Here is an 18,812-nt window from a genome sequence, read left to right as displayed (position 1 = left end):
GCCTTGGCGATCCTCAGATCGCCAAGGCCGCACGGTCTTTGGCAGGGCCCTTGCCTAGCGCCGCCGCACCTTGCGCGCAATCAGCAATACGACGCTGGTTAGCATCGCCGTCGCCAGGCTGACCAGCAGCGGAGTCTGCCACGGAACCTCCAGAACGCTTCCGGTGAATTCTTCCCAGAAGGAGCCTATGGACTTCCAGCCAGTGGTCTTCGACTCGATAACCCGGGCCGCGCTTTCCACAACTGCCGGCATCATCCATTGGATAGCCAATGCGAAGACCCACATCAGCAGGTTCATGATTCTCAAGAACCCGACGGATCCCAAGATGAGACCGAGGATCAACGGCCCGGAATACCAAAGGTAAACGTAGTAGGACTGGGCGCCGGCAACGAGCGATGCGATGATCTGCAACCAGTAGCTCACGCCAACCGTGAGCGTTGCATAGAAGAGTACCGCTATTGGCAACCGCAATTTAGTGGCCAGGAAATACCAGGCTTGGCTGACCAGCAGTAGGCCCCCGAAAACCCACAGATGGCGAATCGAGGCTGCGGAGAGTTCCCCGTTCAAGAGCCCAGGTTCGAATGCGTAGAGTCCTTGGAATCCTAGACTCAAGAGTCCCAGGACCATGCCCACGGCAGTCACGACAGTGAAGCCGTTGCGGCTATATCCAATGCGTCGGGCAAACCAGCTGCCCCAAAGGGTGATCACGGAGAAAACCACTAATAGCCCTTGGGCGTCGTCACTGGCATGCGGGAGAATTGAGCGGTCTTCCTGACCGATCCATAACCACGGCAACACCACGATCGCAGTGATCAGCAATCCGGCGACCAATTGCATCCACCAGTTTTGCCAGACGCGCCTCATTGAACCCACTCTTACTCCTCAGTGTCCCTACGCGCTCATTGTTCCAGAGCCAGAGCAAAGCATCGCGAATGCGGGCAGGCGTTTCCTCCAACTCGCTCGAAGCTTGTGATTCCAACGTCAGTGATTTTGGCAGAAATGCCAGATGGCTCGCGGGCATTCCACCCAACTGGAATGCCCACGAGCCATCTGGACTACGTCTTTTACCTTGCCTTGGCGTGGGTGGCCAATGCTCCTTGATCCCGTAAATGCAGATGGTTTACGTCATCAGGCGGTCCTCGTTGAATTCGGCGGTAACCTGTTCAACTTCATCTACCTACAGTGAACTACACATAGATCACACTGCGCAACAGGCATGCAAACAACTAGTCAATATGATCAATCAACTTAGAAACAACTCGTTATTACTCGCCATTTTGCCATGAGACCTGAATCACAGCACTATCTCCGAAGGTGCAATCAAGGCTATTGACTTTGACGTTGCGTCAACCGATAGCGTGGTAGCCATGAAGGATTCAACGGGCCACCGGCCGGCAGTTCGCCACTCGATCGCGCAAGTCTCAAAATCCGCTGGCGTCAGCAGCCGTACCTTGCGGCACTACGACCAGATCGGCTTGCTAACACCTGACCATGTGGCCGCCAACGGCTACCGCTTCTACACCGACAGGCAGTTGGTCCGGCTCCAGCAGATTCTCTTGCTCAAGCAGCTGGGGCTCAAGCTGGAAACCATCGCCGAAATCCTGGACGAGCAACGCAATGAATTGGCCGCGCTGAGCACCCACAAGGAGCAACTCCATCAACAGCGTGCGGCGCTGGACCGGCAGATCGCAGCCTTGGAACACAGCATTTCAGCACTAATGACAGGAGAAATCATGGAACCGGAAAAGAGCTTTGACGGCTTCAACGAGCAGTACAAGCAAGAGGTTGCCGAACGCTGGGGCGCCGACGCTTATGAAACATCGAATCGCTGGTGGCGTTCCAAGACCGGAGACCAGCAAAGCTCATTCATGGAAGAGGTGAAGATGCTCAATCAGGCTTGGATCGAGGCGGGCAAGGATTCTGTCCCAGCGGACAGCTTCGAAGCCCAGGAAATTGCCGCTCGCCATGTGCGCTGGCTTCAAAGCGTCAGGGGCACCCCGCTGGATTCCGGCGACCCGGCACAGCACAAGGCATATATCTGCAATCTCGGCGAGATGTATGTAGCTGATCCGCGGTTTGCAAAGAACTACGGCGGATACGCGGAACTGGTTCGCGACGCATTGCGGATCTATGCAGAACGGACTATCCAGCTCGACTAGCTCTTGGCTGTTCCCGATGGGCTCGGGAACAGCCAAGGCCACCGCATTCAGCTTTTGGATTCGCTCGCGATATCGTCGCGGGCCTGCGCATAGCGTTCTTCGATATAGTTCTCCAGTGCAACGCGTTCCACGCGCCACATGCCCCGCCCGCCAATTTGGATGGCCGGCAGCTCGCCGCTTTTCACCAAAGCGCGGACCTGGGGCAGCTTCACATTCAGTTCCTCTGCCACGTCTTCCAACCGCAAAAACCTCATATCAACAGATTACTGTGATTCGCGCCCATTTGATCTCAGCCTGGTTATTTTGTGGATAAAAGATGGCATTTCGCCCGAGCGTTCTCCCTGTTGACCTCAGTAGCCGAGCCGCACGCAATAATATCGGCCAATCCGCGCAACACATTTGGGATTCACTGGTCATATTGACTAAAATCTAGGTTGGTACTTATGCACGCGCAACACAACCTGTCTCAGGAGACCACCAAATGAATTCGGATACGTATCAGCTCGATGAAACCGACCGGCGTATCCTTCTGGCACTCGATGCGGATCCGCGTGTGCCGATCATGATGCTGGCGCAGCAGCTGGGCCTAGCCCGCGGCACCGTACAGACGCGTCTGGAACGCCTGGCCCATTCAGGTGCGCTGCGCCCGAACACCGCGCGGATCCTACCTGCGTCCATGGGCCGTGGCGTCAGCGCTTTCGTTAGCGCTGAATTGAACCAGGCCAGCTTGAACGACGCCATCGCCGCGCTGCGCCAGATTCCCGAGGTTCTGGAATGCGTCGCGCCCGCGGGAGACACGGACCTGTTGATTCGCGTGGCCGCGACTGACCCAGATGACCTGTACCGCGTCAGTGAAGAGATCCGTTTGTGCCCGGGCATAACCCGCACTTCTACCTCGATGATCCTGCGCGATGTCATCCCTTTCCGCACTACCGAGCTGCTCAAGAAGCTGAGCCAGGACTAGTTCCAAGTACGTTGAAGTCCAATGTGTGAACGCCGTTGCTGGCACCGGAAGGTGCCCGGCAGCGGCGTTTGGCATTATGGCCTGTTTGGAACTTCTTCGAGAATGACAGCGGGCAGATACTTGGCCGAGCGGTGCACCTGCATCATGGACAGCACGCAGAGCACGGCAAGTATCCCAATGAATAGAGCGGGATGAGCGACCGTGCGCCACAGCGCAAAGAACGTTGGGAAGGTGAACCCGACGAAACAGCACATGTAGAACCTGCCGGTTAATTTGCCGACGTCGGCGCTGCCGGCAAGATCCAATACTTGGCTTAGCCCGGCAACCAGCAAAATGCCATTGGCCGAACCGGCAATGGCGAATGCGATAGTTCCCAAGAATTCTGAACCGCTCAGTGACACGGCGATCATCAAGAGGAGTCCGGCCAGCGAGGTTGCCAGCCCAACCATGAGCAGCCTTATCTTGCCCAAGTCATTGAATCTCTTGACGAATGGCTGGATCAATGTCCCCATGCCCATGGTGACCGCTACTGCCAAGGTGGTGTAGAACAGGCTGGATTCACCGGCTCCATTGCTCAGCGCCGGGACCACGGCAAAGCCTGTCGCCGCCATGCCAAAGACCCATGGGGCTGCGGGCAGAACGATGCGGTAGAACCGCTGGAGGTTTGCCGGGGTCGTCACTTCGGCCCGCGAGCTATGCCCTGCCAGGTCAAGGGCTGGGTCTTCCCGGGCGGCGAACATCAACAGCAACCAGGAAAGTGCCGCGGCAGCATGAACGATATATGCCAGTTCCGGGCTGCCACTGGTCCCGACAATTGCCCCTGAAATGACCGGTCCGAGCGCGAATCCCAAGGAAGTGCACAGCGCAGCACGAGTTGCGCCGGCAGCTCCCGGGCTAAGCAGCTTCACCCAGCTGGTAATGGCAACCATGGCCAGGCCCATGCCAAAGCCGGTCAGGATGCGGCCCGCATAGAGACCGGACTCGTGAATCGATCCGAAGATGAGCCCAAACGATCCCAGAATAGAGCAGGCCAGGGCAAGCAGCGAAAATGGCTTGCGGCCGAACTTGTCCGCCAGGGGGCCACCGAAAGCCAACGCGGGGATCATGCCCGCCAGGTAGCTGCCCATGACCAGCATGGCCTCGAATTCACTGAGCTCGCGGAATTGCTGGTACCAATTGATCAGCGAAACGTACTGGTTGGCGCACCATCCGGTGAGCACAAGGCATACGCCTGGAAGCCACCACGGTGTTGTCTTTCGGGTGGTTATGCGAACAGTGATTTCTACCGCTCCAACTCGTGGAACAGTTCACGGACGCGATCAGCAATCTCATCGCGGATCATGTTCATTCGCTCGGCACCGGTGATGCCGTCTTCGCTTGGTTCGTAAGTTACCCAGCGTTCGGTCTTGATGGACGGATCGAATTGCGGATTCGCGTCCGAGCCGAGAATGACCACGCGGTCAACTTTCTCGACTACGCGCGGGTCAATGGCCTTGGGTGTGCCCTGCGACATGTCAGCGCCGGCCTGCGAGAGGGACTCAACCGCTTCGTGGTTGATGCCCGAACCTGGGTTGGTTCCAGCCGAGTAGCTGGTAACTTTCCCCTCAGAAATGTAGTCCATCAATGCGGCCGCCATTTGCGATTTGCCAGCATTGCGAGAGCAGATGAAAAGTACCGAGTTAGCCATGAACCTATTGAACCATTTACCCGCCGGTTGGGGGCCTTTCGGCGTAAAAGTTGCGCAACGGGATCGCCGTGCGCTCCGCGCACAATAAGTGCTCCATTCGCTCTAGCTAAAAAATGTTGATTTGACTACGGTTGGAAATACTCAGTCCAAGACAGTAGGAGAAAATGATGCTTGCCCAGCATAAGAAGATGATCATTTCCGGCATCGTGCTCGTGCTGGCAGGCGTTGTCTTCAGTAGCGTCTTGCCAACGCTGATGATGTGGAGTATCAATTCCGGCTTCGGAAATAGTCCCTTGGCCAGCCTGCCGCTGACTTTCCTCAATGCTCTGTTCCAAAATGCGCTCACCCCCTTCGGCGCCGTGTTGGCCGCCATCGGCGTGGCTAAGCACATGGCACGGGCAGACGGCTAGCGCCGGCTTTGGCCGGCCATGGACGGGGGTTCTGTGCCTCGACTACGGAATAAAAGGATCCTGCTGACGATGCAGTGAACCCAGCGAACCACCCGCGAGCTGTTCGCGGGTGGTTCGCAGGGACTGCGGTGGCCGGCCTACTTCAGCAGCTTGTAGGTCTTGATGGTCTCGCCCTTGAAGAACGCCGGGTGGCGCACCCGCATCCACAGCATGATCCCAACGCCCAGCAGCAGCACCCCGACCCCGAGGATGAACACCATCCCCACTCCTCCGATATTCGAGCCCGAGCCGTAATCCGGGTTCATGGATTCAATGGCGGTGGCAAAGAACATCACCAGCAATACGACGCCACCTACCAATGGCGCCAAGAACTTGCAGAAGAAGTTCCTGGCATTGGCGAACAGTTCCCCGCGGAAGTACCAGACGCAGGCCAAGGCGGTCAGCCCATAGTAGAAGCAGATCATCAGGCCCAGCGCGGTGATCGTATCCCACAAGGCGTTCTCCGAGAGCAGCCGGGTGACCACGTAGAAGCCGGCAGCGGCTGCGGCGGAGGCAAAGGTGGCGACCGACGGGGACATGAAGCGCGCGGAGATCTTCGCGAAGCTGGAGGGCAGCGCCTTGTAGTAGCCCATGGCCAGCAAGGTGCGCGCCGGCGAAACCATGGTGGATTGCAGCGAGGCCGCCGAGGAAGACAAGATGGCCAGGGACATCAGCATGGCCAGCGGACCCATGACCGGCCCGGAGAGCACCGCGAAAATTGATTCCTGGTTCTCCGGGTTGCCGGCGCCCAGGCCCGTGGTGCCCACGCCGGCCCAGTAGATCACCCCGAGGGACACGGCCAGGTACAGCGCGATGATCACCAGCACCGTCCAGGTGGCGCCGCGTCCGGGAACCTTCTTCGGGTCGGTGGTTTCCTCGTTCATGGTCAGGGTGACATCCCAGCCCCAGAAAACGAAGATCGACAGCGAGATGCCCGCGGCGAAGGCCGAGAAGGTATCGATGCCGGCCGGGTTGAACATCTGCCAGGTGATGGGCGTCGGATCATTAGGCTGGCTGGAGGTCAGGGCCATGACGGCGAAGAGCAGCAGCACAGCTACCTGGAACCCGACCAGCACGTACTGGAAGACCTTGGTGGCGTTCATGCCCCGGTAGGAGATCCATGCGGCCGCCGCAATGAACACCAGCGTGGTGGGGATGTTGATCCACAGGTTGCCAGTCAGCTCCGCGATCCATGGCTGGCCGGTGAGCTGGGCAACGAGGATGTAGAAGAAGTCCACAGCCACGGCCGCCAGGTTGGACAGCACAATCACCGTCGCGGCGATCAGGCCCCAGCCTCCCATCCAGCCGATCATCGGGCCGAAGGCACGCGTCGCCCAGGTGAAGGAGGTGCCCGAATCGGGCATGGCGCTGTTCAGCTCGCGGTAGCCCAAGGCCACCAGCAGCATCGGCAGGAATCCGGCCAGCAAGATCGCTGGCAGGCTGGTGCCAACTTCGGCCACGGTGGCGCCCAGCCCTGCGGTGAGGGTGTAGGCCGGGGCGATGCAGGAGATGCCGATAACGACAAGTCCCAGGACGCCAACGGTGCCCTTGGACAGTCCTTTTTCGTGCAGTCCGCTCTCGGAGCGTGCAGGCGGCGATGCCTGCCTCAGGTCTTGCGACATGGTGGTTACCTTAAAGAATTAGCGAGGTGTGCGTGCGTCGGCCAGAAGTACCGAGCCACCTTCCGTCAGGGGTCGGGTGGGCACCGTCCGCGTGCTTTCAGACGGAAGGTGCCTGGGGAACAGGGGTCGTGCAGGAATTTCGCGTTGCTTTCTAGCTGGCAGCTTCAAGGGTCGGGATGACGCCCATCGGGACATTGAGCTGGCCCAGAATCCGCTGGGCCTTGGGACCGATGAACAATCGGCGCGGGGCGGCCAGCCTGGCGGAGCCGAGCAGCGCCAGGTCCCCGTCCTGCCAGGACAGCTGGGCCGTGGCTTCGTCCAGGCCATGCCCGGAGACCACCTCGACTACCGCGTCCAGTCCCAGGGATCCGGTCAGCTCCTGCAGGTAGCTGCGGGTCTGGGCCAGATGGGCATCCAGCTCCAGCTGCGGGTCGGCCAGATCCATATGGGAGACCAGCGTGGCCACGCGCAGCGGCAGCCCGCAGGCGGCAGCGATCCGCGCCGAGAGGCCGATGACTTCCCGTGCGCCCGGGCGGTCCCCCACGAATGCGGTCAGCCTGCTGATCTTCCCGCCGGCCGCGCGCAGCGTGGCCAGGGAGGCCGGCGAGGACATGAACACGGCCATCGGCGAGGAATGCAGCAGCGCATTGGCGATCGCCCCGGGACTGAAGAATCCGGCGCGGTGGCGCTTGCGTCCGCCCAGCACTATCCCGTGGGCCCCGAACTCCTCGCCCAGGTCAATGAGCCCTTCGGCCACCGAGGGCACGGAGCGGGCTACCACCGAGGTGGCGATGGCCTCCGGCACCATGGCCAGGGCTTGCGCCGCCCAGCGGTCCACCTGGGCCGAAAGGATGGAGGAGAACCCAGGGTCCCCGCCGGGGTAGACCGCACTGAACGGGGTGGCGGCAGGCAGCACGATGGCGATCCGCAAGGAGGCGTCGCGGGTGCCGGCCACCAGGGCGCTGGCCAGTTCGATGGCTTCGGCACCGCGCTGGTCCGCGGTGTAACCTACGAGCAGCTTCATGGCTTAGGCACTGGCCTTTTCCTTGGACGGCGTCAGCGTGGCCACACCGTCGTAGTCCTGGTCGTAGCCGGTGCCATCCAGTGCGGCGATGATGCGCGCGGCCGAGCGGCGGCCCATGCGCACCGCGCCGTCCACGTGCTGGAAGCCTTCGCCGGCCAGATCCGAGGAGGAGAAGTAGATCGGTCCGACATTCTCGTTCTGCGCCGGGCCGAAGCGGTGCAGCCCGCCCAGGTCGTAGCTGGTGGCGTAGGCGCCGCGGGTCCATTCCTCGGCGGCGAAGTCCGAGAGGTAGAAGACCTTGGGATCCAAGGCCTTCTCGCCCAGGTAGCCGGCGATGGCCTTGAGGATCACCGCACGGCGCTGCTCTTCGTCCAGCTCCCACATGGCGTCGGCCTTCAAATCCGAGATGAAGCCGACCAGGGTGCCGGTTTCCTCCCCGGTGTAGGTGTTGTCGTAGAGCTCCTGGACCAGGCTGCTCGGGCCGAAGCAGGTGCCCGACAGGCCCTCTTCGCGCCAGAACGGGGTGTCGTAGACGGCGTGGACCTTGATGACCAGGCCCATGGACTGGTGCTGGTGGGTGATCTGCTGCTTGCGCGGCAGCGCCGGGACGTAGGAGATGCGCGAGTACAGGTTCGGCGGTACCGCCAGCACGGCCTTCTTGGCCGAGACGGTCACGGTGCTCCCGTGGGCCACCACTCCGCCGTCGAACCATTCGAGCTTGAGCACGGGGTTGCCCAGGAAGACGATGTCCTGGCCCAGCTTCTCGGCCAGGGTCTTGGACACGCCCTGCATGGTGCCCACGATGCGCCGGTCCAGGATGAAGTCCTCGTCCACCAGGTTGTCGAAGGAGCCGGCCGAGGACGCCATGAGCACCGCCTGCAGTGCGGAGAAGGTGTGCGCCGGCTTGGTCAGCATGCCCCCGGCGATGAACAGGCCCACGTTGTTGCAGGCCAGCTCGTCGGCGGAGTGCTGGCGCAGGAAGTGGTGGAAGGAGATCTTGTCCAGTTCCTGGGCCTGCGGGTGTTCCCAAGGCTTGTCCGGGTCCATTCCGGCGGCCAGCTGGTTCATGAGCTCTACCAGCTTGTCCATTTCGGCCACGGTGCTGGCGGCCACCGGGAAGTCCTCGCCCTCATAGGCGATCCGCTCGCCTTCCTCGGTGAGGTAGACGCTCTTGCCTGCCTTGTAGCGTTCAAAAGTCTCGATGCCCAGTTCATTGATCAGCGAGTAGAGGCCGGTCTGGTCGGGGCTGATCCACTGGCCGCCGATCTCGATGGTTGCGCCGTCCATGACATCGGTCCAGGTGCGCCCGCCCACGCGGTCGCGGGCTTCGAGCACCGCTACGGACTTGCCGGCCTTGCTCAGCTCATAGGCTGCTGTCAGTCCCGATGGCCCTGCACCGATGACGACGACGTCGCGTTCTAGATGTTCCATGATCGACTCCCTTGCACACTTAAATGAATAAGGTTCATTTACCTGTCATATAGCATAGGGTACGAATATCCAGTTGTGAAGCACCCCACGTCAGGAAGAGGTCCGCATGAGTGAAACGGAAGCGAGACGGGCCGGCCGCCCACGCAAGGCGGTGCTTAACCGGGAGCGCATTACCGAGCATGCGCTGGAACTTGTTTCCGGGGACGGCTACGAGTCCCTGACCATGCAGCGGCTGGCAAAATCCCTGGGTGTCTCGCCATCGGCCCTTTACAACCACGTCGATTCCAAGCATGACCTCCTGCAGTGGATCCAGGAATTGGTCATGGCCGATATCGACACCTCGGTATTCGACGAAGCGGATATCAAGCAAGCATTGCTTCAATGGGCTATGAGCTACCGAAACGTCTTCGCGCGGCACATTCCATTGATTCCGGTCATCGCCGTCCTGCCCGTCTCGGATTCCCCGCGTACCTTGGGAATGTACGAGCGCGTTGCCGAAGCGCTGGCAGACTTCGGCATGGCAGAGAACGAGATTGTTCCGACGATTGTCGCACTGGAGTCATTCATCTTTGGTTCGGCCATGGATACTGCCGCTCCGCATGACATTTTCGACACCAGCAACCATCAGGATCTCACTCCGCATTTCACCCAGGCCGTGGCGGCGCAACGCCGATCAGAGCTTGATACCAGCGATGATTCGTTCCAGCGCGGGTTGTCGGCTCTCGTTACCGGCTTGCTGGCGACCGGAAACTGATCATGGGCTACCCGCAACAGCGACCGCCGAAGAAGGGGCTTAGCGCCAAGCAATGGGCAGCTGTCGCATTGGTGATCCTCGCAGCGGTCTTCATGCTGCAGAACCTGGCCTTCGTGCGCGTTGAATTCTTCCTGGTCCATTCCACAGCTCCGCTGTGGCTCGTCCTGCTCATTACCCTGGCCGCAGGCTATGCCATCGGATGGTCCTCCAGAAGGCGAGACTAGTCTTCGAGGATTGCCCACTCCCCTACTTGTTCGTTATCCGAGTCGTAGACATCTTCCTGGGCGCCGGCAACGATCGGATACATCGTGATGTTCGTCGACCAGTCGCGCAGAATCTTCTGCAGCTCCTCCAATGGCTTGAGCTGCATGTTCTCGGTATCGAAGTTCACTTCCAAAACAAAACGCATGGCCTGCTCCCATCCTTCTCGTTGCCGCCATCCTATGCCCGCAAGGCAAGAAATACGAGACTTGCCGCAACTCGGGCGTAGAAGTAAGCACCTGGTTCGGATACAGAAAAACGGGATCCCGAGTTGCCTCGGAATCCCGTCTTCTGGAAATGCTTGGGAGAGCTACTGACTTGCACCCATGTAGCTCAGCGACTGGAGAGCTTCATTGCCGCCAACCTTGTACAAAGCCAAGACCAGGCCGCCGAATACGATGCCCATGAGGGCAGAGAAGCCAAGCGAGATCTTGACTAGTGAGCGAACCTCGCCGCGGCTGATCTCGGCTTCATCGTTGAGGTAGCGAGCTGCGCCCTGGGTGAAGCTAGCTGCCGGGGTCAATGCGGGAACTGGTGCGGTGAGCAGGTTCGAGGCCGTATCGGTTGCTCCGCCGCGCAGGTGGGCAACAGTCATGCGGTTCTTGCGATCCTGGCGAAGCTTGACGATGTTGGCGCCGTGGCGTGCCAAGAGAATGTCTTCACCGAGTGGGATCGAGGCCATTGCTGTTGCTCCTAAAGAATTATCATTGCTGCATTTCCAGTCATATCCATCATTTCCGACCATTTATCTATTGAGAAGTAGTTTGTTCAGAACCCCACATGCCCCTGTGATGCAATCCGCATGTTTCAGCGGGTAAATCGGCTTTTCCGGTGACCGGGGACATAGTTTTCCGGAATTGCCCAAGGTTATTTACCCGCCTGCATTCCGCGAGTACCAGCCGGTTTTTCCCCACGCCATTTCCTGGATCATTAGCATTGAATACAGGCGGAAGCCACCGCATGCCCAGCGCCCACGACGCGACTGAGCCCCAGTCCAAAAATGGACTGGGGCTCAGCAACGTCAGCGCATAGGAGCAAAGCCTACGCGGTCTTCAGGTCCTGCCCATCCTGCTTGCGCTGGCGCTTTGCCGCGCGAATCTGCAGTGCCAGGTCGTGGTTCGACAGGTCCTCCGGCGAGGCAACGCCGCGCTTGCGGGCCTTGGCAATCAGGGCCTGGCGGATTTCTGCCTGGTGAGTGCGCTTGTACCGGATTACCAGCACAGCGGTTGCTATGGCCAAAACAATCAACGTCACCAGTGCGGTGACAACAGTTGCGTCAAAATGCATTATCTTCTCGACCTCCCCATTCTTTCAGTCGCAGCTGCGGTGGGGTCCATTGCCGTGCTGGGGAACCGATCCCCAGCGGCCAACGGGCCGCAGCCATGCTAAGAGAAGAACATCAAGTTTAGCATGTTTCTTCGAGCAACGCCGTACTGCGGGTTGCTCCTGCGAACATCGAGAAGATGGAGAACCGGCAAGAATTGGGCCTAGTACTCTCCGCTGCCGTGGCCGTGTTCGAATACCAGGGAGGTTTGGGTGGTCGCAACGGCCGGATTGGCTGACAGGTTATCGAGCACGAACTGGCGCACATCCGAAGAATTGCGCACCGCTACATGCAGGACAAAGTCGTCAGCGCCGCCCAGGAAGAATAGCTGCCGCACCCCCGGTTTGCTTCGCATGTCAGTAGCGAAGTTCGACATCAGGTGACGGGCACCGGGACGGATTTTCACGAAGATCAACGCTTCCAGCTCCCGGCCAAGCACCTGCGGATCCACTTCGATGGTGAAACGCGCGATCACTCCCGAATCACGCAAGGCATTCAAACGCGCCAGGCAGGTAGACGGTGCTATGCCAAGCTCTTCTGCCAGGGAGTTGTTGGTCCGCCGGGAGTTCTTCGTCAGCAACGCCAGCAGCTTCCGGTCTATGCCATCAAGCTGCGTCGCACGGCTCTCCCGTCCGGATTCGTTCATCGACATACAGCCGCACCTGCTCCTCATTATTGCGGTTCGCTGGATTCATCATACGACCCGGTTGGCGTCCTCTTGGCGTTTTTCCCCCACCGGTTCCTGGCCCCGCACCGTTTCCGTTCCGCTGGTAGCCCGATGCCGGAGAATGATTCGTCCAGGACCTACGGAACGCTCTTGATCTGGCGTACCAGCACGGCACCGAAGAGGCTGATCACCACCGAGCACAGGAACAGGGTCGGGTAGCCGCCGAACCAGGTCACCGCCAGCCAGGCGATCAGCGGGGCGACCACCTGCGGCAGCGAGTTGGCAATGTTGATCATGCCCAAATCCTTGCCGCGCGAATCAGCGTTCGGCAATACCTGGGTCAGCAGCGCAAAGTCCACCGCCAGGTAGGCGCCGAAGCCGATGCCCAGGAGCACAGCGGCGACAACAGCGACAGCGAAGGACGACGCCATCGCCAGGACACCGGCCGCGGCCGCCACGATGACCGAGGAGATGATGACATACTTCTTGCGCTTGCCGTCCTTGTCCGACAACTTGCCCGAGATCACCGAAGAGAAAATCACGCAGAATGCGTAGATCGCGGTCAGCACCAGCACGCCCTGGGCCGGGGCTGGATGCCTGATGGCGTCCTGCAGGAAGAACAGCAGGTAGACCAGGCAGAGCTGGCAACCGAGATACAGCAAGAAGCGGGTCAGCCAAGCCCATCCGAAGTCGGCGTGCTTGACCGGGTTGATCCAGAAGCTGCGCACGAATTCCAGCGGCTTGACAGGCTCCAGCGCTCCCTTGGGCAGCGAAACATCCTGGCGCATCAGCACGAACGGAATGGAGCAAATGGCCACGGCAGTAGCGACGATGGCGTAGCCGAAGACCAGATTGCTTGCCGCGACCATGCCGATCACGGCACCGATCAGCGAACCGCAGGTTTGGCCCAAGGCCACCAGCCCGCCAACCATGCCACGCTGTTCTACCGGCACCTTATCCGGGATGGCCGCGAAGATCGCAGCCAGCGCGGCGTTGCCCGCGGCTTGCATCAGCGCCCAGCCAATGACCAGCATGCTCACGGTTTGCGACGTCGACATCAGCAACAGGGCCAGCGCAGCGCAGATGGTTCCGAAGAACACCCATGGGATGCGACGCCCGAATTTCGATGTGCTGCGGTCGCTGAGCGCGCCAAACAGCGGGTTGGCTACCAGCGAGACAGCCGCGCCGACGCCGGTGACCAGCGAGAGAATCGCGTTCTTCTGGCTGGCATCCAGCTGTTCGGCGTGCAATCCAAGCAGTACCTGGATCGGCGCGAAGAAGCCGACATTGATACCGATATGGACAATGACAACCGCGGCGATCCAGGCAGGGCCAACACGTTGGGTCGGCGTCTGCAGGGCCGCGGGAACCTTCAGTGGTTCGGCTGCACTCATAAATTTCTTACCGGCCTAACTCGCGCGGACCCGCCATCGGGTCCTTCAATTGTTCAATGCTTGGGGTGGCTGATTTTGCAATGAGCCGCCTCACGGCCTTGGCCATCAGGCCGCCATCGATCATGGAGGCGGACACCAATGAGCCGTTGGCGTCGAGCCCGAAGACCGTCTGGATCTTGCCTCGCCGGTTCAGGCGCGTCACGGTGCTGGCGGCTTGGCTGAAATCGCCCACCGTTTCCACGTGCATTTCGTGGCGGTCGCTCCAGAACCATGGCACCGAACGTTGCGGTGCGGCCGTGCCCAAGATCGTTGCCGCCGCTTGGGCGGCATCTTCCATGGCAGCTTCCCAATGCACCGCACGCTGCTGGTTTTCTTCCCGGGCGGCATCGCCGATAGCCAGCACCTGGGGGCAGCTGAGGGAACGCTGCTGCGCATCCACCACGATCCCGTCATCTACTTCCAGGCCCAGATGCCCGGCGAGCGCGGTTTCAGGTTCGACGCCAATGGCTGCCACGATCAGCTCCGCGTCATGGCGCTGGCCATTGGCCATTGCATGGTTTGGACCGAGCTCGGTGACCGCACCGGTCAACGTGGCAATGCCGTGGTTGGCATGATCCGCGTGCAGCTGTTCGGCAAGTTCTTGGCCCAGCACATGGGCCAGCGGTGCGTTGGAGCTGGAAACCAGGGTGACCTGTGCGCCGAGCATCTTGGCGGTGGACGCGAACTCGGCCCCGACCAGTCCCGCTCCGATGACCAGTACGCGCTGGCCAAACATCCCCGATTCCAGGACTTCTGATATGCCGGCGGCGTCGGCCGCGTTGTGCAGGCTGCGTGCATGGTGCCCACCGGGAATGCCCAATGCCTTGGGCGTGGTGCCAGTAGCCAGCACAACCCAGTCTTCAGCGGATTGCGGCAGCTGCAGGCTTTGAACGTCTTCCTGGATCAGGCCGACGTCATTTTGCTGGTACCAGGACACCGGTGCGAACGGCTCGACCTGCAGGGACTTGCTCAGTGGCGGACGATCATAGGGCAGGCCTTGGGCATCGCTGATCTTGATGGATCCGGCGTAGTTTTGTTGCACCAGGTACCGGGCCAGCGCATATCCCGCGACCCCGCCTCCGATGATGTGCACGGAAGGCATTTAGACTTCAAGCTCCAAGAAGCCGTCCACGACGTTCACCTTGTAGGTCCGGGCGTCCACGGTGGCTGGCATGCACTGCACCTTTCCGGTCTTCAGGTCGAAGGTCGAGGAGTGGATGGGGCATTCGATGGTGCAGTCTTCGAGCCAGCCGTCGGAAAGCGAAGCGACCTCGTGCGTGCATTCATCCTGCAGCGCGTAGAAATTGCCGTCTTCGGCGTGGAAGATCGCGATGTCTTCGCTTGCTCCGCTGTCTTTGGCTTCAACCAGCAGCGATTCGCCTTCGGGGACAAGATCTACGGGACCGACTCGGAAACTCACGATGACTCCTTAATAATCACGACGTTCTCCACTAATCTTGTCACCTATTGATTGCCAGCGCCTATTTGATGGCCAGTTACCACCGCTGCCCACGACTTATGGCTGGGCGCGAAAGCGTGATACCAGCTCTTGCAAGGCGTGGCCCTCTGGCAATTGCGCCAAGGCATGGGCCCCGTCCAGCCCATTTCCCGACGAGTCCTGGACTCGCGCAGCAGGGATCAGCAGGTGCAGCTGTTGCACGAAGCTGTTTCTGACGCATTCGCCGGCGAGCACTCCCCCGATGGCTGCGACCGGAATCGGCCCGGCAACCTGCTCCAACCCGGCACGGCGCAATCCCGTTGCCGCGGAGTTGGCCAATTCCGTTCCGGCGTGCACGCAGATCCGGGCAGCAATTTCATCGGTTGCGGCCAGCTGGGCAACCTCCTGCGCAAAGGAAGCTACCGTTGCTACCCTGTCCGGCATCGCTTGCAGGTCAATATATGCTTCGGCCAGGTCGGGCCAGCGCTTCGCGAGCTGCCCGGTCAGCGCGGTAGCTGGCCCGCGGCCGTCAAAGCCCCGCATGGCAGCATTCATTGCCTGCTGGCCAATCCAATAGCCGCTGCCGGCATCTCCCATGATGTGGCCCCATCCATCAACTCGGGCCACCGATCGGGGGCCTACCGCCAGGGTGACGACACCGGTACCGGCTGCAACTACGGCGCCGTGGCGTTCTCCCAGTGCCCCGAGATAGCTGGTCACCGAGTCGTGGGCCAGCGCAATATGGGAAATAGCGCTGGACCCGACGAGATCAAAGAGCTGCCGTGCATCATGTTCAGCCTTCACCAGGCCAGTGGTGCCCACACTTATGGTCGTGAAATCCCGGGAGCGCTCGGCAATCGCGTGGCCAATGGCGCGCGCTAGCTGCGGCAGTACCGGTTCGTGGGTTTGCACACCGGGAAAGCGGAGTTCTTTCTTCTCGCCGCGGTGCTCGAAGCGGACTTTAATGCCGGTTTGCCCACCGTCTACTGCCAGGACATCTTGAACCATTTATGCTTTCCCCTTTGCAATCAGCTTTAGCCTACGTCGTCTGCAACCACCGCTGTGCCGCGACAAACCAATATGCGCGCCTGAGGTGGCTTTCTCGCAAGGCGTCTGGATTCCGCGCCACACCGGCTGGACATTCCCCTAGCCCATGATTGCCGGCCGGCACCAGCTGGAGGGCACCCGTCCAATGCAGCGCCTACCCTGAAGGCGGGTTATTCAATGAATTAGGCTTGTATCCACGCCAGCTTAAGCATCATCGGAAGATCCTCAAAACCGAGGAAATCCATCCGGAACCGCCTTTGAGTTTCCTGGGTAAATTATTCCGCATCGGATATCGCATAATGCGTTTGCCGTAGTCAGATCAGATCTGAAAATTTTTCTCCACTCCGCTTGCCAAATAACATCCGTTCATTTCGCAGATCCGCGCTTTCCTCCGGATTGAGCCCTAGAAAGATGTGAAACACCTTTTTAGTACATGTGCGAATATAAAAGATTTATTTGAGAAGTACTTCCTTTGGGCGTTACCGAGCAGTTACGCTCCTACCGGCACACACCACATCGATTGATCACCGACTTGTGTGCGCCCAAAAACCCTACAAGGAGAACATCAATGGCACGTTTTTCTACCCCTCTTCGGAGAACCCTGGCCGTCTCTGCGGCCGTAGTGATCGGCATGAGCGGCTTCGGCGCTGGCGCCTTGCCAGCTAGCGCCGCCCCCGTCTCGGCTCCCGCTGAAAAGTCCCTCCCCAAAGCAAATGGCGAAGACAAGGTCAAGATCGGTTCTGTTCAATCAGGCGAGGCCTACGACCAGTTCATCGTCACCTACAAGGCTTCAGCCACGGAATCGGGCAAGCCCTCCCGCGCCAAGGCCTGGGGCAAAGCAGCCAAGGCAGCAGGCGTTTCCGTCAAGGAAATGCGCGCCATGGCTACCGGCAGCTTCGTGGTGAAGGCCGACAAGAAACTCAAGGGCAACGGCGCCAAGGAGTTCATGGCCGACATCGCACAGTCTGGTCTCGTGGAATCGGTGGAACCCGATGCCATGATGAAGATTTCCATGACGCCTAACGACACCCGGTACGGCGAGCAGTGGCACTACAGCGGCACCAACGGCATGCGCTTGCCTTCAGCTTGGGACATCGCCACCGGCGAGGGCAGCATCGTCGCTGTCCTGGATACCGGCATCACCTCGCACTCGGACCTGAACGCCAACATCGTTTCCGGCTATGACTTCGTCTCCAGCTCTGCCTCGGCCCGCGACGGCAACGGCCGCGACGCCAACCCCCAGGATGAGGGCGACTGGTACGCCGCCGGTGAATGCGGCGGCAGCTACTCGGGCAACTCCTCTTGGCACGGCACCCACGTGGCCGGCACCGTAGCCGCAGTCACCAACAACTCCAGCGGCGTGGCCGGAGTTGCCCCGGATGCCAAGATCCAGCCGGTCCGCGTCCTGGCCAAATGCGGCGGCAGCCTCTCCGACATCGCCGATGCCATCATTTGGGCTTCGGGCGGTTCGGTCCCGGGAATTGCCAATAACCCAACCCCGGCAGACACCATCAACATGTCCCTGGACGGTGGCGGCGCTTGCGGAACTACCTACCAGGCGGCCATCAACGCTGCGGTTTCACGCGGCACGTCGGTGGTTGTTGCCGCCGGCAACGAAAGCCAGAACGCGTCGAATTCCCGCCCGGCCAACTGCGAGAACGTCATCACCGTAGCGGCAAGCAACCCATCGGGTGCCCCGTCGTACTACACGAACTACGGCTCGGCCATTGACGTCACCGCACCGGGCGGCGACACCCGCTACGCCGGCCAAGGCGTGCTGTCCACCATCAACACCGGCACCACTACCCCGTCCAGCCAGGGATACACCTTCTACCAGGGCACTTCCATGGCTACCCCGCACGTAGCGGGCATGGTCGCGCTGATGAAGTCGGCAGACCCTTCGATGTCCCCCGCCTCCGTCGAAACCGCATTGAAGCAGGGCACCCGCGCGATGCCAGGCGGCTGCAGCATCGGTTGCGGCGCCGGACTGGTGGATGCCGCCAAGATCATGAATGCCCTGGATGGCAGCAACCCCACGCCAACCCCGGAGCCAACTCCGGATCCAGAGCCAAGCGGCAACCTGCTGAAGAATGCAGGTTTCGAGAACGGGTCGGATTACTGGACCGCTAACCGCGCCGACACCTTCGAGTCCGGCTCGGCAGCCCGCTCCGGCAGCGGACTGGCTGGCCTGAATGGTTGGGGCAACTCCAACACCTACACCTTGGACCAGAAGGTCGCCATCCCGGCAGATGCCACCAATGCGCAGCTGGAGTTCTACCTGCATGTGCTGACCAATGAAGGTACCGCCTACAGCCAGTACGACAAGCTGACCGTACAGGTTTTGGACGGCGATGGAACCTACAACGTGGGCACCTGGTCGAACCTGGATGCCGGCTCGTCCTACGAACTGCAGGCCGTTGACCTGAACAACTTCCGTGGTGAAACCGTCACCCTGCGCTTCAGGGGTGTCGAAGACAGCTCGCAGGCAACGCTGTTCCGCATCGATGATGCATCCGTAACCATCAACTAGCCCTGAAGCTCCATCTGGTTAC

Annotated in this window: 21 protein-coding genes; 6 read left to right on the top strand and 15 right to left on the bottom strand. The window is 60.5% G+C overall.

Annotation, left to right across the window (positions count from 1 at the left end):
- Positions 1-54 precede the first annotated feature (54 nt).
- Entirely contained in the window at positions 55-873 is an 819-nt protein-coding gene (locus tag ACRDT3_RS15125) for a hypothetical protein (protein ID WP_431493760.1), read from the bottom strand.
- 494 nt (positions 874-1,367) lie between these two features.
- Between ACRDT3_RS15125 and ACRDT3_RS15120 the strand changes: the two genes are divergently transcribed.
- Complete coding sequence (locus tag ACRDT3_RS15120; protein ID WP_431493759.1) at positions 1,368-2,159, top strand: MerR family transcriptional regulator; 792 nt, start codon at positions 1,368-1,370, stop codon at positions 2,157-2,159.
- A 47-nt stretch (positions 2,160-2,206) separates the two neighbouring features.
- Here the strand turns inward: ACRDT3_RS15120 and ACRDT3_RS15115 are convergent, their stop codons facing one another.
- Positions 2,207-2,413 carry a helix-turn-helix domain-containing protein gene (locus ACRDT3_RS15115; RefSeq protein ID WP_431493758.1) on the bottom strand — a complete coding sequence of 69 codons (207 nt, stop codon included), beginning with the start codon at positions 2,411-2,413 and terminating at the stop codon, positions 2,207-2,209.
- A 227-nt stretch (positions 2,414-2,640) separates the two neighbouring features.
- Here ACRDT3_RS15115 and ACRDT3_RS15110 point away from each other — a divergent pair, with 227 nt between their 5' ends.
- The gene (locus ACRDT3_RS15110) at positions 2,641-3,123 is read left to right on the top strand and encodes an Lrp/AsnC family transcriptional regulator (protein ID WP_431493757.1); all 483 of its coding nucleotides are present in this window, start codon (positions 2,641-2,643) and stop codon (positions 3,121-3,123) included.
- Between the two features lie 74 nt (positions 3,124-3,197).
- Here the strand turns inward: ACRDT3_RS15110 and ACRDT3_RS15105 are convergent, their stop codons facing one another.
- Complete coding sequence (locus ACRDT3_RS15105) at positions 3,198-4,343, bottom strand: MFS transporter (protein WP_431493756.1); 1,146 nt, start codon at positions 4,341-4,343, stop codon at positions 3,198-3,200.
- Positions 4,344-4,405: 62 nt separating this feature from the next.
- The gene (locus tag ACRDT3_RS15100; RefSeq protein WP_431493755.1) at positions 4,406-4,810 is read right to left on the bottom strand and encodes a low molecular weight phosphatase family protein; all 405 of its coding nucleotides are present in this window, start codon (positions 4,808-4,810) and stop codon (positions 4,406-4,408) included.
- Positions 4,811-4,974: 164 nt separating this feature from the next.
- Between ACRDT3_RS15100 and ACRDT3_RS15095 the strand changes: the two genes are divergently transcribed.
- Entirely contained in the window at positions 4,975-5,220 is a 246-nt protein-coding gene (locus tag ACRDT3_RS15095) for a hypothetical protein (protein ID WP_431493754.1), read from the top strand.
- 137 nt (positions 5,221-5,357) lie between these two features.
- Here the strand turns inward: ACRDT3_RS15095 and ACRDT3_RS15090 are convergent, their stop codons facing one another.
- The 3 genes from ACRDT3_RS15090 to ACRDT3_RS15080 form a co-directional block, all read right to left on the bottom strand.
- Positions 5,358-6,881 carry an APC family permease gene (locus ACRDT3_RS15090; RefSeq protein ID WP_431493753.1) on the bottom strand — a complete coding sequence of 508 codons (1,524 nt, stop codon included), beginning with the start codon at positions 6,879-6,881 and terminating at the stop codon, positions 5,358-5,360.
- Positions 6,882-7,032: 151 nt separating this feature from the next.
- Positions 7,033-7,905 (bottom strand): universal stress protein, encoded by an 873-nt coding sequence (locus tag ACRDT3_RS15085; RefSeq protein WP_431493752.1) that lies wholly within the window; start codon positions 7,903-7,905, stop codon positions 7,033-7,035.
- Between the two features lie 3 nt (positions 7,906-7,908).
- Positions 7,909-9,336, bottom strand: a complete 1,428-nt coding sequence (locus ACRDT3_RS15080) for a flavin monoamine oxidase family protein (protein WP_431493751.1) — start codon at positions 9,334-9,336, stop codon at positions 7,909-7,911.
- Between the two features lie 106 nt (positions 9,337-9,442).
- On the opposite strand from ACRDT3_RS15080, the gene ACRDT3_RS15075 reads away from it, so the two are divergent.
- Together ACRDT3_RS15075 and ACRDT3_RS15070 are read left to right on the top strand one after the other, a co-directional pair.
- The gene (locus tag ACRDT3_RS15075; RefSeq protein WP_431493750.1) at positions 9,443-10,090 is read left to right on the top strand and encodes a TetR/AcrR family transcriptional regulator; all 648 of its coding nucleotides are present in this window, start codon (positions 9,443-9,445) and stop codon (positions 10,088-10,090) included.
- 2 nt (positions 10,091-10,092) lie between these two features.
- Positions 10,093-10,314: a hypothetical protein gene (locus ACRDT3_RS15070; protein WP_431493749.1), complete on the top strand. Its 222-nt coding sequence runs from the start codon at positions 10,093-10,095 to the stop codon at positions 10,312-10,314.
- Here ACRDT3_RS15070 and ACRDT3_RS15065 read toward each other — a convergent pair.
- From ACRDT3_RS15065 to ACRDT3_RS15030, 8 genes are all read right to left on the bottom strand, one after another.
- On the bottom strand, positions 10,311-10,499 hold the full coding sequence (locus ACRDT3_RS15065; protein WP_431493748.1) for a hypothetical protein: 189 nt from the start codon (positions 10,497-10,499) through the stop codon (positions 10,311-10,313). The genes ACRDT3_RS15070 and ACRDT3_RS15065 overlap by 4 nt on opposite strands.
- 162 nt (positions 10,500-10,661) lie before the next feature.
- The gene (locus tag ACRDT3_RS15060) at positions 10,662-11,033 is read right to left on the bottom strand and encodes a hypothetical protein (protein WP_431493747.1); all 372 of its coding nucleotides are present in this window, start codon (positions 11,031-11,033) and stop codon (positions 10,662-10,664) included.
- Positions 11,034-11,392: 359 nt separating this feature from the next.
- Positions 11,393-11,638, bottom strand: coding sequence for a hypothetical protein (locus tag ACRDT3_RS15055; protein WP_431493746.1), 246 nt, complete (start codon positions 11,636-11,638; stop codon positions 11,393-11,395).
- A 200-nt stretch (positions 11,639-11,838) separates the two neighbouring features.
- Positions 11,839-12,327 (bottom strand): Lrp/AsnC family transcriptional regulator, encoded by a 489-nt coding sequence (locus ACRDT3_RS15050; RefSeq protein ID WP_431493745.1) that lies wholly within the window; start codon positions 12,325-12,327, stop codon positions 11,839-11,841.
- A gap of 152 nt (positions 12,328-12,479) precedes the next feature.
- On the bottom strand, positions 12,480-13,736 hold the full coding sequence (locus tag ACRDT3_RS15045) for an MFS transporter (RefSeq protein ID WP_431493744.1): 1,257 nt from the start codon (positions 13,734-13,736) through the stop codon (positions 12,480-12,482).
- A gap of 7 nt (positions 13,737-13,743) precedes the next feature.
- The gene (locus ACRDT3_RS15040; protein ID WP_431493743.1) at positions 13,744-14,877 is read right to left on the bottom strand and encodes an NAD(P)/FAD-dependent oxidoreductase; all 1,134 of its coding nucleotides are present in this window, start codon (positions 14,875-14,877) and stop codon (positions 13,744-13,746) included.
- Positions 14,878-15,195: a bifunctional 3-phenylpropionate/cinnamic acid dioxygenase ferredoxin subunit gene (locus tag ACRDT3_RS15035; protein ID WP_431493742.1), complete on the bottom strand. Its 318-nt coding sequence runs from the start codon at positions 15,193-15,195 to the stop codon at positions 14,878-14,880.
- A 96-nt stretch (positions 15,196-15,291) separates the two neighbouring features.
- Positions 15,292-16,221: an N-acetylglucosamine kinase gene (locus ACRDT3_RS15030; RefSeq protein ID WP_431493741.1), complete on the bottom strand. Its 930-nt coding sequence runs from the start codon at positions 16,219-16,221 to the stop codon at positions 15,292-15,294.
- A gap of 607 nt (positions 16,222-16,828) precedes the next feature.
- Between ACRDT3_RS15030 and ACRDT3_RS15025 the strand changes: the two genes are divergently transcribed.
- Positions 16,829-18,790 (top strand): S8 family peptidase, encoded by a 1,962-nt coding sequence (locus ACRDT3_RS15025; protein ID WP_431493740.1) that lies wholly within the window; start codon positions 16,829-16,831, stop codon positions 18,788-18,790.
- The last annotated feature ends 22 nt before the right edge of the window (positions 18,791-18,812 follow it).

It is taken from the genome of Glutamicibacter sp., assembly GCF_050701915.1.
In the GTDB taxonomy this organism is placed as follows: Bacteria; Actinomycetota; Actinomycetes; order Actinomycetales; family Micrococcaceae; genus Glutamicibacter.
Note: the sequence above shows the minus strand (reverse complement) of the source record. Positions and strands in the feature narration are given on the sequence as shown.

What these genes read in the sequence shown, in the direction of transcription:
- ACRDT3_RS15060 (WP_431493747.1), bottom strand. Translation starts at nt 11,033, where the DNA reads ATGGCCTCGATCCCACTCGGTGAAGACATTCTCTTGGCACGCCACGGC.
- ACRDT3_RS15065 (WP_431493748.1), bottom strand. Translation starts at nt 10,499, where the DNA reads ATGCGTTTTGTTTTGGAAGTGAACTTCGATACCGAGAACATGCAGCTC.
- ACRDT3_RS15120 (WP_431493759.1), top strand. Translation starts at nt 1,368, where the DNA reads ATGAAGGATTCAACGGGCCACCGGCCGGCAGTTCGCCACTCGATCGCG.
- ACRDT3_RS15025 (WP_431493740.1), top strand. Translation starts at nt 16,829, where the DNA reads ATGGCACGTTTTTCTACCCCTCTTCGGAGAACCCTGGCCGTCTCTGCG.
- ACRDT3_RS15030 (WP_431493741.1), bottom strand. Translation starts at nt 16,221, where the DNA reads ATGGTTCAAGATGTCCTGGCAGTAGACGGTGGGCAAACCGGCATTAAA.
- ACRDT3_RS15055 (WP_431493746.1), bottom strand. Translation starts at nt 11,638, where the DNA reads ATGCATTTTGACGCAACTGTTGTCACCGCACTGGTGACGTTGATTGTT.
- ACRDT3_RS15050 (WP_431493745.1), bottom strand. Translation starts at nt 12,327, where the DNA reads ATGTCGATGAACGAATCCGGACGGGAGAGCCGTGCGACGCAGCTTGAT.
- ACRDT3_RS15045 (WP_431493744.1), bottom strand. Translation starts at nt 13,736, where the DNA reads ATGAGTGCAGCCGAACCACTGAAGGTTCCCGCGGCCCTGCAGACGCCG.
- ACRDT3_RS15040 (WP_431493743.1), bottom strand. Translation starts at nt 14,877, where the DNA reads ATGCCTTCCGTGCACATCATCGGAGGCGGGGTCGCGGGATATGCGCTG.
- ACRDT3_RS15100 (WP_431493755.1), bottom strand. Translation starts at nt 4,810, where the DNA reads ATGGCTAACTCGGTACTTTTCATCTGCTCTCGCAATGCTGGCAAATCG.
- ACRDT3_RS15095 (WP_431493754.1), top strand. Translation starts at nt 4,975, where the DNA reads ATGATGCTTGCCCAGCATAAGAAGATGATCATTTCCGGCATCGTGCTC.
- ACRDT3_RS15110 (WP_431493757.1), top strand. Translation starts at nt 2,641, where the DNA reads ATGAATTCGGATACGTATCAGCTCGATGAAACCGACCGGCGTATCCTT.
- ACRDT3_RS15080 (WP_431493751.1), bottom strand. Translation starts at nt 9,336, where the DNA reads ATGGAACATCTAGAACGCGACGTCGTCGTCATCGGTGCAGGGCCATCG.
- ACRDT3_RS15070 (WP_431493749.1), top strand. Translation starts at nt 10,093, where the DNA reads ATGGGCTACCCGCAACAGCGACCGCCGAAGAAGGGGCTTAGCGCCAAG.
- ACRDT3_RS15085 (WP_431493752.1), bottom strand. Translation starts at nt 7,905, where the DNA reads ATGAAGCTGCTCGTAGGTTACACCGCGGACCAGCGCGGTGCCGAAGCC.
- ACRDT3_RS15115 (WP_431493758.1), bottom strand. Translation starts at nt 2,413, where the DNA reads ATGAGGTTTTTGCGGTTGGAAGACGTGGCAGAGGAACTGAATGTGAAG.
- ACRDT3_RS15075 (WP_431493750.1), top strand. Translation starts at nt 9,443, where the DNA reads ATGAGTGAAACGGAAGCGAGACGGGCCGGCCGCCCACGCAAGGCGGTG.
- ACRDT3_RS15090 (WP_431493753.1), bottom strand. Translation starts at nt 6,881, where the DNA reads ATGTCGCAAGACCTGAGGCAGGCATCGCCGCCTGCACGCTCCGAGAGC.